Annotated in this window: 10 protein-coding genes; 9 read left to right on the top strand and 1 reads right to left on the bottom strand. The window is 63.2% G+C overall.

Annotated elements, in window-relative coordinates; genetic code table 11:
• Positions 1–244: 244 nt before the first annotated feature.
• From P2G62_RS17500 to P2G62_RS17515, 4 genes are read left to right on the top strand one after another with little or no spacing between them, the layout of a single operon-like run.
• Positions 245–1,312, top strand: a complete 1,068-nt coding sequence (locus tag P2G62_RS17500) for an HlyD family efflux transporter periplasmic adaptor subunit (RefSeq protein WP_275736170.1) — start codon at positions 245–247, stop codon at positions 1,310–1,312.
• The gene (gene rbbA, locus P2G62_RS17505) at positions 1,309–4,059 is read left to right on the top strand and encodes a ribosome-associated ATPase/putative transporter RbbA (protein WP_275736171.1); all 2,751 of its coding nucleotides are present in this window, start codon (positions 1,309–1,311) and stop codon (positions 4,057–4,059) included. Before P2G62_RS17500 ends, rbbA begins: the two co-directional genes overlap by 4 nt.
• Positions 4,060–4,066: 7 nt before the next feature.
• Positions 4,067–5,179: an ABC transporter permease gene (locus P2G62_RS17510; RefSeq protein ID WP_275736172.1), complete on the top strand. Its 1,113-nt coding sequence runs from the start codon at positions 4,067–4,069 to the stop codon at positions 5,177–5,179.
• Between the two features lie 6 nt (positions 5,180–5,185).
• Positions 5,186–6,262: an alpha/beta hydrolase gene (locus P2G62_RS17515; protein ID WP_275736173.1), complete on the top strand. Its 1,077-nt coding sequence runs from the start codon at positions 5,186–5,188 to the stop codon at positions 6,260–6,262.
• Positions 6,263–6,286: 24 nt separating this feature from the next.
• On the opposite strand, the gene P2G62_RS17520 is transcribed toward P2G62_RS17515, so the two are convergent.
• Positions 6,287–6,586 (bottom strand): hypothetical protein, encoded by a 300-nt coding sequence (locus P2G62_RS17520; protein ID WP_275736174.1) that lies wholly within the window; start codon positions 6,584–6,586, stop codon positions 6,287–6,289.
• Positions 6,587–6,717: 131 nt separating this feature from the next.
• Here P2G62_RS17520 and P2G62_RS17525 point away from each other — a divergent pair, with 131 nt between their 5' ends.
• From P2G62_RS17525 to P2G62_RS17545, 5 genes are all read left to right on the top strand, one after another.
• Positions 6,718–8,484, top strand: a complete 1,767-nt coding sequence (locus tag P2G62_RS17525; protein WP_275736177.1) for an alpha/beta fold hydrolase — start codon at positions 6,718–6,720, stop codon at positions 8,482–8,484.
• Positions 8,485–8,488: 4 nt separating this feature from the next.
• Entirely contained in the window at positions 8,489–9,883 is a 1,395-nt protein-coding gene (locus P2G62_RS17530) for a bifunctional enoyl-CoA hydratase/phosphate acetyltransferase (RefSeq protein WP_275736178.1), read from the top strand.
• Entirely contained in the window at positions 9,880–11,049 is a 1,170-nt protein-coding gene (locus P2G62_RS17535) for an acetate/propionate family kinase (protein ID WP_275736179.1), read from the top strand. Before P2G62_RS17530 ends, P2G62_RS17535 begins: the two co-directional genes overlap by 4 nt.
• Positions 11,046–11,810 (top strand): enoyl-ACP reductase FabI, encoded by a 765-nt coding sequence (gene fabI, locus P2G62_RS17540; RefSeq protein ID WP_035745640.1) that lies wholly within the window; start codon positions 11,046–11,048, stop codon positions 11,808–11,810. Before P2G62_RS17535 ends, fabI begins: the two co-directional genes overlap by 4 nt.
• A gap of 370 nt (positions 11,811–12,180) precedes the next feature.
• A complete protein-coding gene (locus P2G62_RS17545; RefSeq protein WP_275736180.1) occupies positions 12,181–12,969 on the top strand; it encodes an IS110 family transposase in 789 nt (262 codons plus the stop codon).
• The last annotated feature ends 569 nt before the right edge of the window (positions 12,970–13,538 follow it).

The raw sequence follows: 13,538 nt of genomic DNA on the forward strand, positions 1-13,538 counted from the left end.
GGATGCGGTGGTCGCCCAAAGGGGCTCACCGAGTAGCCGTCACAAGGGCCGCAGTTCTCGATGGTCGGCTGACCGTCGCAAACAGAAAACGCGCCGCATGACCCCCATGTTTTGTCCACTCCCCACAAAGTGAGGCAGAACCGATTAAAGGGCAACGCGACAGTTGACAACAGGGGAGCGTAGGGCGAAAACCGCATCGGGACATGCGCGAAGCATCCATCAGCACAGCAATCAGAGGCAGATCATGGCAAAGCCCGGCAGAAACACCATTATTCTGGGCGGCCTGGCCGTTGTCGCCGTGCTTGGCTGGCTGGCCTGGGACCGGCTGCAACCCGCCGGTCTGCCGGCGGGTTTTGCCAGCGCCAATGGCCGGATCGAGGCGACCGAGGTGGATATCGCGGCGCTCACCGGCGGCCGAATCGCCGAAATCACCGCTGCCGAAGGTGACATGGTCAGCGCAGGCGATGTGCTGGTGCAGATGGACGTGGTGCAGCTGAACGCACAAAAACGTCAGGCCGAAGCGCAGCTTGCCCGCGCCGAAATCGGCGTCGAGACAGCAAGGGCGCTGGTCGCTCAGGCCGAGGCACAAGAGCGCGCGGCCCGGGCCGCGGTTGATCAGGCAGGCTCGGTTGCCGATGCCGCGTCGCGCAGGCTTGAACGCTCTGAGCAGCTTGCAAAGACCAGTGCGATCTCGCAGCAGGTGCTGGATGATGACCGCGCCCGGTCCGCCCAGGCCCGTGCCGGTGTGGCCTCGGCCGAAGCCAGCCATGCGGCCGCGCTGGCGGGTGTCAGCAGTGCAAATGCCCAGGTGGTGGATGCGGGCGCGGCGGTCGAAGCGGCCAAGGCCTCGATCGATGCCATTCAGGCCACTCTGGACGATGCGACTCTGAAGGCGCCGCGCTCTGGCCGGATCCAGTACCGCATCGCACAAGAGGGTGAGATTGTGGGGTCCGGCGGGCGGATTCTCAGCCTTGTTGATCTTGGCGATGTTTATATGACGGTGTTTTTGCCGACGTCGCAGGTTGGTCGGGTGCAGGTTGGCTCTGAGGTTCGGCTTGTGATGGATGCGGCGCAGGAGCTGGTGATCCCGGCCACCGTCTCATATGTCGCCGATGTGGCGCAATTTACGCCCAAAACGGTCGAGACCGCCGATGAGCGCGAAAAGCTGATGTTCCGCGTCCGCGCCCGCATCGACCCGGAGCTGCTGTCGCGCCATATCGAATATGTCAAAACCGGCCTGCCGGGCATGGCCTATCTGCGGCTTGATCCGAATGCCGCCTGGCCTGACTTTCTTGCCAATGTCGTGAAATGAGCGGCCCCGTTTCTGGTGCGGTTGCCGGGGTCTCAGGCCTGACGCTGCGTTATGGCAAGGTCACGGCGCTGGATGATGTGACGCTGGAGATCCCTTCGGGCCGGATGGTCGGGCTGATCGGGCCGGACGGCGTCGGAAAGTCGAGCCTTCTGTCCCTGCTGGCGGGTGCCCGGGTGATCCAACAGGGCACGGTCGAGGTGCTGGGCGGCGATATGCGCGATGTGGCGCATCGAAACCGCGTCTGCCCGCGCATCGCCTATATGCCGCAGGGCCTGGGCAAGAACCTCTATCCGACGCTTTCAGTCGAGGAGAATCTCAATTTCTTTGGCTCGCTTTTCGGCCACAACAAGGCTGAACGCGAGCGGCGGATCACCGATCTGCTGGCGGCGACCGGGATGACGCCGTTCCGCTCGCGCCCGGCGGCCAAACTCTCGGGCGGGATGAAGCAGAAGCTGGGCCTGTGCTGCGCGCTGATCCATGATCCGGATTTCCTGATCCTCGACGAGCCGACCACCGGCGTCGACCCGCTGTCACGCCGCCAGTTCTGGGATCTGATCGACCACATCCGCGTGACGCGGCCGGGGATGAGCGTGATCACCGCCACCGCCTATATGGAAGAGGCCGCGCGGTTCGACTGGCTGGTCGCGATGAACGCGGGCCGGGTGCTGGCCACCGGCACCACAGAGGATCTGCTGTCGCGGACCGGAGCCGGGAACCTCGACGCCGCCTTCATCGCGCTTTTGCCGGAGGAAGACCGGGGCGAAGACAGCGCCGTGGTGATCCCGCCACGGACCACCGATGACAGCGACATCGCCATCGAGGCCGAGGGGCTGACACAGCGCTTCGGCGATTTCGTCGCGGTCGATAACGTGTCTTTCCGCATCCCGAAGGGCGAGATTTTCGGCTTCCTCGGCTCGAACGGCTGCGGCAAGACGACGACGATGAAGATGCTCACCGGGCTTCTGGAGCCGAGTGAGGGCCGGGTAAAGCTTTTCGGCCATGAGGTCGATGCAAGCGATCTGTCGGTGCGCCGCCGGGTCGGGTTCATGTCGCAGGCCTTCTCGCTCTATTCCGAGCTGACGGTGCGTCAGAACCTTGATCTGCACGCGCGGCTTTTCGATATGGCGGCCGAGAAGATCCCCGCCAGGGTTGACGAGATGATCGCCCGGTTCGATCTGGGCGACGTGACCGACAGCCTGCCTGAGGCGTTGCCGCTGGGTATCCGCCAGCGGCTTTCGCTGGCGGTGGCGATGATCCATGCGCCCGAGATCCTGATCCTTGACGAGCCGACCTCGGGGGTGGACCCGGTGGCGCGCAACGGCTTCTGGCGCATTCTGGCGGAACTTTCGCGCAAGGATGGCGTGACGATCTTTGTCTCGACCCATTTCATGAACGAGGCGGAATGGTGCGACCGCATCAGCCTGATGCATGCGGGCAAGGTGCTGGTCTCGGACACCGCCGAGGGGATCACGAAAGCCAAAGGTTGCGCCACGCTGGAAGACGCGTTCATCGCCTATCTTGAAGAGGCGATTGGCGAGACGGCACCCGCCCCCGCCGCTGCGCCCGAGGCCGCGCCCGAGGCCCCCGCAGCCGGGGTGACCCATCACGCGCAGCAATCCGGCTTCAGCCTGCGGCGACTGCTTAGCTATTCGCAGCTGGAAAGCCTGCAATTGCAGCGCGATCCGATCCGGCTGACCATGGCGTTGGTCGGCAGCCTTCTTCTGATGATCGTGGTGGGGCTGGGCATCAACATGGATGTCGAGGATCTGACCTTCGCCGCCCTTGACCGCGACCAGACCACCACCAGCCGCAATTATATCGCCGATATTGCGGGATCGCGCTATTTCATCGAACAGCCGGCCCTGACAAGTTACGACGAGATCGACGCAAGAATGCGCTCGGGCGAGCTGGCGCTGGCGATCGAGATCCCGCCCGGCTTTGCCGCCGATATCGCGGCAGGCAGGGATGTGCAGGTCGGGGCCTGGTTCGACGGCGCCAACCCCAGCCGCGCCAATACGGTGCAGGGCTATGTGCAGGGCATGCATGCCGACTGGATCACACGTCAGGCGCGTCAGCTTTACGGTGACAAGGCGAGCGGCGGCAGTTTCGAACTGGTGACCCGATACCGCTACAACCCCGACGTGCGCAGCCTGAATGCGATGGTCCCGGCGATCATCCCGCTGCTTTTGCTGATGATCCCGGCGATCCTGACCACGCTTTCGGTCGCGCGTGAACGCGAACTGGGCTCGATCATCAATTTCTACGTCACGCCGGTGACGCGGCTGGAATTTCTGCTTGGCAAACAGCTGCCCTATATCGCGCTGGCCATGCTGAATTTCTTCCTGATGATGGCCATGGCGGTCACATTCTTCGCAGTGCCCTTCAACGGCAGTTTTCTGGGCTTTACCCTTTCGGCGCTGATCTATGTCACCGCGACCACGGCGCTTGGTTTTCTGGTGTCGGTCTTCATCGCAAGTCAGGTCGCGGCGCTGTTCGCGACCGCCATGCTGACGATGATCCCGGCGGTCAGCTATTCGGGTTTGATCTACCCGGTCTCTTCGCTGTCGGGTTTTGGCCGGGTTCTGGGCGAGATCTACCCCTCGACCTGGTTTATCACCGCCGCGCGGGGGGCTTTCTCCAAGGCCTTCGGAATGGCGGAACTGGCCGGGCCGATGCTGGCCATGGGCATCGCCATTCCGGTGATTATCGGGCTGGCGGCGGCCTTCCTGGAAAAACAGGCGAAGTGAGGGGCGGATGAACCTGCGCAACACCTTCAATCTGGGCGTCAAGGAATTGCGCGGGCTCTGGCGCGATCCGGTGATGCTGGTGCTGATCGTCTATTCCTTTTCGCTCTCGATCTGGACCTCTGCGAACGTCTCGCCCGAGGCGCTGACGAATGCCGCGATCTCGATCGTGGATGAGGATCAGTCGCATCTCTCCGCCCGCATCACCTCGGCCTTTTATCCGCCCTATTTTGTCGAGCCGCAGATGACCACGACGGCCGAGATGGATCGGCGGATGGATCAGGGGCTGGATACTTTTGCGCTGAACATCCCACCGGATTTCGCGCGCGATGTGCTGGCCGGAAAAAACCCGGCGATCCAGCTGAATATCGACGCGACAAGGATGAGCCAGGCCTTCACCGGCGGCGGCTATATCCAGCAGATCGTGTCCTCCGAGGTTTCGGAATATGTGGCGGGCTACCGGGCCGAGACCGCGCTGCCGGTCGATCTGGCGCTCCGCGCGCGGTATAATCCCTCGCTGGATCCGAAGTGGTTCGGCGCGATTTCCGCCGTGATCCGGTCGATCACCATGCTGTCGCTGGTGCTGACCGGCGCGGCGCTGATCCGCGAAAAGGAACATGGCACGGTCGAGCACCTGCTGGTCATGCCCGTCACCGCGACCGAGATCATGTTTTCAAAAATCTGGTCGATGGGGCTGGTGGTGCTGCTGGGGTCAAGCTTATCGCTGATCATGGTGGTGCAGGGGCTGATGGCGGTGCCGGTGCAGGGCTCGGTCCTGCTGTTCCTTGCGGGCGCGGTGCTGATGGTCTTCGCGATGACCGGCCTCGGAATTTTCCTCGCCACGGTTGCGGGGTCTATGCCGCAATTCGCGCTTCTCCTCATGATGGCGCTCTTGCCGCTGCAGGTGCTGTCGGGCGCGATGACACCGCGGGAATCGATGCCCGAGATCATCCAGACCATCATGCTCGCAGCCCCCAACACGCATTTCATCATCCTGTCGCAGGGCATCCTGTTTCGCGGCGCGGGGATTGATGTGGTCTGGCCGCAGTTCCTGGCGCTGCTGGCCATCGGGGTGGCGCTCTTCTGGCTGGCGTTGATGCGATTTCGTAAATTCCTGCGGTAGTAAGGTATGTTGAAGAAAGCCCTTCTGATCCTGACTCTCGCGCTTGCGGGCTGCACTTCGCGCCCTGGGCCAGAGGTGCTGGCCCCCGATGCCGGCGCCCTGCCCGAGGGCGCCCGCCTTGTCCGGGTCCTGACTGTGACCACCCGTGCGCCCGAGGCGCAATCGCCGGGGGTCTTTGGCGCAACCCGTTCCAGCAGCCCGAGCTGGCTGGAATATGAGGTCTCGGTGCCGCCGGTCCATCAGCCGGGGCGCATTGAATGGCCCGATGGTGCGAGCGATGCCGCGAAGAACTTTGCCGTGCGTCGTCAGACCACGCTCAGCCGCGAGGCTTTTGCCGCAAGGCTGCCGCGTACGGGCGTCGGGCTTTACATCCATGGCTTCAACACCCGCTATCATGAGGCGCTCTATCGCGCGGTGCAGCTTTCGGTCGATGCGCGTATGAAGGGGGCGCCGGTCCTTTTCACCTGGCCCTCGGCGGGGAATGCCGGGGCCTATCTGGCCGACCGCGATGCCTCGGATTTCTCGCGCGCGGCGCTGGCCGATGTGCTGTGGCTTTTGACAAAGCAGCGCTCTGTCCGCGAACCGGTGCCGGTGCTCGCCCATAGCATGGGCGCGCGGATGACCATGGAGACACTGGTGCAGCTGCGCCTTGCCGGGCGCGGCGCGGTGCTGGACCGGATCGAGCTGGTGCTGGCCGCGCCCGATATCGATATCGACCTCTTCCGCGCCCAGATGGCCAGCCTTGGCCCGATGAAACACCCGATCACGGTGCTCGTCTCCTCTGACGATCCGGCGCTGAAACTGTCGTCGCGGCTCTCGTCGCGGAGAACGCGGCTCGGGCTTGCCGATGTGCATGATCCGGCGATCCAGCGGCTGGCGGTCGAGACCGGGATCCGGATCGTGGATATCACCGATGTCGCCACCAATGATTCCGCCCATAGCCGCTATGTCGGCCTGCTTTCCGGCGAGGCTGGGGCGAAGGTGGACAATACCCTTTTCGGTGGGGTACGTCAGGCTGGTGCCTTTGTCTTCAATCAGGTCGGTGGTGTGTTCAATGGCATCGGTGGCGCATTGGCAGAGTGATAAGGGCCGGCTCGGCCCTGCTCCTCATCTCAATTTCAGAGCAGGCATCATCAGCCGGGTCATGGTTTCGAAGCCGCGCTGAGTGCTGTTTTGCCAGTACCCTGTAATAATGGCCAAAGCCGTGACCGGAGAATCGGCCTGGGCCAGCAGGTGCAGCACCTTTGCCTGTTCATCGGCAGCCTCGGCAAGTACCGCCCAACCCTCGTGCCAGAGCTGTGGCGAGAGGATCGTGCCCTGCCGGACGGCCTCAAGCATCTGATGCGAAAGGCTCAGCGGGTCGACACTGGCGTTCGGGGTGGTTTTTTCGGCTGTCTGGCGGCTCATATTGGCATTTCTCCTGAAAACGAGTCTACACGCGCCGATTGTGGAAGAAGACAACCAGGCGCTCCTTGATCTAAATCAACACATGTTGATTTCCCTGTGTTATCTTGCCCTCGTCGAACTGGAGGCGCAGCATGGCACTTAATCCTAAAGCAGGTGGTCGGGGTCCGTCGGAAGATCTCTTGGAGGAAAGCCTCGGGATCGAGGCCTTCCAGGCCTTTGATCGGATCCGCGAGGCGCTTTCCGGTCAGCTGAGCGGCGGGATCTCTCCCGGCTCGATGATGATGGCTTATTTCGACTGGGCCTTTCATCTGGCACAGGCGCCGGGCAAGCGGATGGAGCTGGGCGTCAAGGCAGGGCGCAAATGGCAGCGTCTCATGGCGCATCTGATGTCTTCGGCGATGGATCCGCAGGCCGCGCCGGTCATCACGCCTTTGCCCGGCGACAATCGTTTTGCCGATGAGGCCTGGACGAAACCGCCCTTCAGCTGGATGTCACAGGCGTTTTTGCTGCAACAGCAATGGCTGCATAACGTCACCCATGAGGTGCCGGGTGTGACGAAGCACCACGAGGATGTGGTGTCTTTTGCCGCGAAGCAGATGCTCGATGTCTGCGCGCCCTCGAACAACCCTTTCACCAACCCGGAGGTGCTGGCGCGGACCTGGGCCACGGGCGGCATGAACCTTGTGAAGGGCTGGCAGAACTGGCTGCAGGACGTGACCCGCCAGATCAGCCATGAGCCGCCAGAGGGCGTCGAAGACTTCATCCCGGGCCGCGATGTGGCCGTGACGCCGGGCAAGGTGATCTTCCGCAACCATCTGATCGAGCTGATCCAATACACGCCCGCGACCGAAACCGTGCACCCCGAGCCGGTGCTGATCGTCCCGGCCTGGATCATGAAATACTATATCCTCGACCTCAGCCCGGAAAATTCGCTGATCCGCTGGCTGGTGGCGCAGGGCCATACGGTTTTCGCAATCTCCTGGCGCAACCCGGATGCGAAAGACCGCGATCTGACGCTGGAAGATTACCGCGAGCTGGGCGTGATGGCGGCGCTTGATGAGATCGCCCGTCTGGTGCCCGACCAGAAGATTCACGCCACCGGCTATTGCCTCGGCGGCACTTTGCTCTCGGTTGCGGCGGCTGCGATGGCGGGGGAAGGAGATGCGCGTCTCGCCTCGCTGACGCTGCTCGCGGCGCAGGTGGATTTCACCGAACCGGGCGAGCTTGCGCTGTTCATCGACCCGAGCCAACTGCATTTCCTGGAAAGCATGATGTGGAACCGGGGCTATCTTTCCGCCGATCAGATGGCGGGGGCTTTCCAGCTTTTGCGCTCGAACGACCTCGTCTGGTCCAGGATGGTGCGCGATTACATGATGGGCGAGCGGTCGGCGATGAATGATCTCATGGCCTGGAATGCCGACAGCACCCGGATGCCCTACCGGATGCATGCCGAATATCTGCGCAGGCTTTACCTGGAGAATGAACTCTCCTCGGGCCGCTTCACCGCCGGGGGCAAGACGGTGTTGTTGCAGAATATCCGGGTGCCGGTCTTTGCAGTCGGGACCGAGCGCGATCACGTCGCGCCCTGGAAATCGGTCTATAAAATCCATCAGTTCACCGATTGCGAAGTGACATTCGCGCTGACTTCGGGCGGGCATAATGCCGGGATCGTCTCGCCCCCCGGCCATCCGCGCCGCCGCTACCGGCTTGCGACCCGCGCCCATGGCGATGCGCTTTTGCCGCCCGAGACCTGGGCCGAAGCCAATCCCGCGACCGAGGGGTCCTGGTGGACCCCCTGGCAGGCATGGCTCGCCGCGCATTCCGCCGCCCTCGCCGCGCCGCCCGCGATGGGCAAGGCGCTGGCGGATGCGCCCGGCACTTACGTTTTCCAGAGGTGACCAGATGACCGACACATTGACCAACCATCTGTTCCACCAGATGAAAATCGGTGACCGCGCCAGTCTTGTCCGCCATGTCGGCCCCGATGATATTGCGCTTTTCGCCGCCGTATCGGGCGATGCCAACCCCGCGCATCTGGATCCCGGTTTCGCCGCGCATGGGCCATTCGGCCATGTGGTGATCCATGGCATGTGGACGGCAGCTCTGATCTCGGCAGTGCTGGGCACCCGCCTGCCGGGGCCGGGGACGATCTATCTCGACCAGCAGATCCGCTTTCAAAAGCCGGTCTCGCCCGACGATACCATCACCGCCGAGGTCGAAGTGACCGAGCTGATCGAGGGCAAGAACCGCGTCCGCCTGACGACCACCGCCCGCAATCAGCGGGGCGAGGTGGTGCTTTCGGGCGAGGCGCTGGTGCTGGCCCCGGTCGAGCAACTGACCTGGGTGCCGGGGAACCTTCCCGAGGCGGTGATCTTGCCGAAAGGCCGCTGGCAGGGCTTTGTCGAAGAGGCCCGCGCGCTGCCGCCGGTGCGGGCGGCGGTGGTGCATCCCTGTTCGAAATCCGCGATCCTCGGCGCGGTCGAAGTGCGCGACGAAGGGCTGCTCCACCCGATCCTGATCGGCCCTGGCGCCAAGATCCGCGCGGCGGCAGAAGAGGCCGGGGTTGCGCTCGACGGGTTCCGGATCGAAGAGGTCGAGCACAGCCATGCGGCGGCGGCGCGGGCGGTGGAACTGGCTGCCTGCGGCGAGGTCCAGGTGCTGGTGAAGGGCAGCCTGCATTCGGACGAACTGCTCGCGGCGGTAGTCTCGAGAACCGGCGGGCTGCGCACCGAACGCCGGATCAGCCATGTCTATGCGATGGATGTGCCGGCCTATGGCAAGCCGGTGATCGTGACCGATGCCGCGATCAATATCGCGCCGAGCCTGGAGCATAAGCGTGACATTTGCCAGAATGCCGTCGATCTGATGCGGCTGCTGGGACTGGATCAGCCGAAGGTTGCGGTACTGGCGGCGGTCGAGACGGTGAACCCGATGATGCCCGCGACGCTCGACGCCGCCGCGCTGACGGTGATGGCGGCACGCGGTCAGATCACAGGCGCGCTGGTCGACGGTCCGCTGGCCTTTGACAATGCGATCAGCCCCGAGGCGGCGGCGACCAAGGGCATCATCTCGCAGGTGGCGGGTGAGGCCGATATCCTGCTGGTGCCGGATCTTGAGGCGGGGAATATGCTCGCCAAACAGCTGATTTATTTCGCAGGCGCCACGGCGGCGGGGCTGGTTCTGGGCGCGCGGGTGCCAATCGTGCTGACAAGCCGCGCCGATCCTCTGTCGGCCCGTATCGCCTCTGCCGCGCTGGCGAAGCTGGTCGCGATCCGCAAAGCGGAGGCAAAGGCGTGACCCGCGATCTGATCCTGACCTTCAATGCCGGGTCTTCGACCATCAAACTGGGCTTTTACGCGCTGGAGATCGCCGGGCCGCGCCCGCTGGCGACGGGTGTGATCGACTTTCGCGACGAGCCCTTCGCGGTGCGACTGAAGCGGGATGGCGAGACCCTGTCCGGCCCGATCAGTGCAGATCCCGGCGATCTGACGGCGGTGTTGAACCAGGCTTTCGCCTGGCTGGCCGGGCAGTTCGATCTGTCGCGCCTCGCGGTGATCGGCCACCGGGTGGTGCATGGCGGCGATATCTTCACAGGCCCGGCCCGGATCACCGATCAGGTGATCGCCGAGATCGACGGGCTGGCACGGCTCGCGCCCTTGCATCAGCCGCAAAGCCTCGCGCTGATCCGGGCGATGCGTGCGCTTTATCCGGATGTGCCGCAGACCGCCTCTTTCGACACAGCGTTTCATGCAACCAACCCACCCCTGATGCGCCGCTTTGCCATCCCGCGCGCGCTTTATGACCAGGGGATCAAGCGCTACGGGTTTCACGGCCTCTCTTACCGCTATATCGCCGGGCAGTTGGGCGATATGGCCCCGGATGCGAAGGTGGTCGCCGCCCATCTGGGCAGCGGTGCCAGCCTTTGCGCGATCCGGGGCGGTGAGAGTATCGACAGCTCGATGGGGTTTTCGACCCTCGACGGTATCCCGATGGCGACGCGCTCGGGCGCGCTGGACCCCGGCGTCATCCTGCATCTGATGGGCGAGATGGGGCAAAGCCTGAAACAGGTCGAGACGATGCTTTACCGCGAAAGCGGGCTGCTGGGGGTTTCAGGCTTTGAGGCTGACAGCCGCGAGTTGATGGCAAGCCCGCGCCCCGAGGCCGCCGAGGCGATTGAGCTTTTCTGCCTGCGCATCGCCGGCGAGGTGGCGCGGCTGGCCGCCAGCATGGGCGGGATCGACGCGCTGGTCTTCACGGCAGGAATCGGCGAGCATCAGCCCGGTATCCGCGCCCGTGTCGCCGCGCGGCTGGCCTGGCTTGGGGCAGAGCTTGACCCCGATGCCAATGAAGCAGGGTCGCGCAGGATCAGCACCGCCGCCAGCCGGGTGCAGCTTCTTGTCATTCCGACCGATGAGGAAAGCATCATCGCCCAGGAGGCCGTCAGCGAAGAGGCAGCGACATGATTGATCTGAAAGGCAAACGCGGCCTCGTGGTTGGCGTGGCGAATGAGGCCAGCATCGCCGCCGGTTGCGCCAGGGCCTTTCGCGCGGCGGGGGCAGAGCTGGCGCTGACCTTTCTTAATGAAAAGGCCCGGCCATGGGTCGAACCCGTGGCGCAGGAAGTGGGTGCGCCGCTGTTCCTTCCTTGCGATGTGCGTGAACCCGGCCAGTTGGAAGCCGTGTTTGACCGCATTACCGCTGAATGGGGGCGGCTTGATTTTCTGCTTCATGCCATCGCCTTCGCCCCGCGCGAGGATCTGCACACCAGCGTTGTCAACGCTTCGGCCGAAGGTTTTGCGACGGCGATGGATATCTCTTGCCACTCCTTCCTGCGCATGGCGCGGCTGGCGCGGCCTTTGATGCAGGCGGGTGGTTCGCTGATCACGGTCAGCTTTTACGGCGCGGATCGGGTGGTCGAGAATTACAACCTCATGGGTCCGGTAAAGGCCGCGCTGGAGGCTTCGGTCCGCTATGCGGCGGCCGATCTGGCGGGCGAAGGGATTCGTGCCTTTTCGCTTTCAACCGGTCCGGTCAAGACCCGCGCCGCCTCGGGGATCGACCGGTTCGATGCGCTGATGGATAAGATTCGCGCCCGTACGCCTGCGGGAAAACTGGTAAGCATCGAAGAGATCGGTACGCTGGCGGCCTTTCTGGCAACCGAGGCCGCAAGTCCCATGAGCGGATCGGTGGTCTATGCCGATAACGGATTTCACACCACCGCCTGAGGCAGGCGCGGGGCCCCGCCCTTGACCGGAAGGCGGATCCGGGGCAAAGCGGAATCAACATCAGTTGACAGCATTCTGACAGGCGCCGCCGCGTGACCTTCTTTACGGTTCATCCCTTCCATTCCTTCAATCTTGCCGTGGTCTTGCTGATCGCGGGCAAGATCGGCGTTGTTGCAGAACTCCCGCTTCGGGAGTGAGGAGTAACGCGCGAAAGTTGGTGATGCCCTGAGGGGCGGCATATCATGGCGGTGTTCAGACGCCGTCAATTCTCAGCCGAGAAAGGGATATGATGGTGTGGATGCCGCCGCCCGGCGTCATCGCAACATATCGTCATGCTGATGGCAGCGTGGCAAAGGAATGAGGCACCCACATGACTACAGCAACCATCATCGGCCTTGATCTGGCAAAGAACGTTTTCCACGCGCATGGTGCCTCCGAAGCCGGTGCCGTCGTGTTTCGCAAAAAGCTTTCTCGAAGCCAGGTTCTGCCGTTTCTCTCGGAGCAACCCAAATGCATCGTCGCCATGGAAGCCTGTGCGACCGCCCACGGTTGGGCGCGGGAGATTGAACGCCTCGGCCACAGTCCACGCTTGATCCCACCGCAATATGTGAAGCCATATGTCAAACGCCAGAAAAATGATATGGCAGACGCGGAAGCCATTGCCGAGGCGGGCTCACGTCCGACCATGAGGTTTGTCGAGCCCAAACCCGAGGATCAGCAGATCAGCGCGATGGCCTATCGGACGCGGCAGATGTTCATTGGCCAACGCACCCAAACGATCAACGCCTTGCGTTCGCATCTGGCGGAACACGGTGTGATTGCCGCGACCAATATGTGTGGCCTGAAGAAACTGTCTGCGATGATTGAAGACGAAACGGTGTCCATGCCATGCAAAGTCCGCGAATTGGCGCATGTCTATGTCGACCATATCGCGCAGCTGACAGCGCAGATCGCAGAGATGACGGGTGAGATGCGGGAAATGGCCAAGAAATCCGCGGTGGTGAAGCGCTTGCAGACTGTCCCCGGGGTTGGACTGCAAACCGCAATGGCAGTCGAAACATTCGCGCCGGATCCGGGATGTTTTTCCCGCCAACTTCGTACAAGCCCGCCGACTCCCAACGCAAGTGGAGTCGGCTATAAGGGCTTGTACTCAATGTAGAAAATCGCCCTGCAGGGGCGATTTCCCGTCCTTTGTCAAATGGATCGCGCTTCGCGCTCATGGCACCACGCGATGCGGTCCCCGCATCGCGCATCGCGTCTTTCGCGCCCCGTCTCTTGCACCCCGCAAGACGGGTTTTGCCGCGTGCTGACCGTCTCGCGTCACCCGCAGAACGACATACGCGAGACTGCCTCCCGTCGTCTGGAGCGCGCTATCCGTCACCTGCATTCCGTCCGCAGCACATCGCCAAACGCATCCCGACATTTGGAGGGTGTGTGGTGCCCCGCGACGAATGCTGAAGGCACCACGGCAGACGTCGCACGGTCATCGCAAAACGCCGCCCGCAGCATGCCAGGCGCGGGTCGCATCCCGACTTCTGCTTGACCCCTCCGCCTCATGCGTTTAGCGACACTTTAGCATTATCGTTGCGATTCACTATTTTTGCTGAGGATCAGAATGCCGAACGAAAATCTTGTGGTGATCGCAGCGATGGCCCGGAAAGGGGGCAGTGGAAAAACGACGCTTTCGCGCGCCTTGATCAGCGCCGCGATCGCCGCCGGACGCAGAGT

Origin of the sequence: Paenirhodobacter sp. CAU 1674, from assembly GCF_029222945.1 — a bacterium.
GTDB lineage: Bacteria > Pseudomonadota > Alphaproteobacteria > Rhodobacterales > Rhodobacteraceae > Rhodobacter.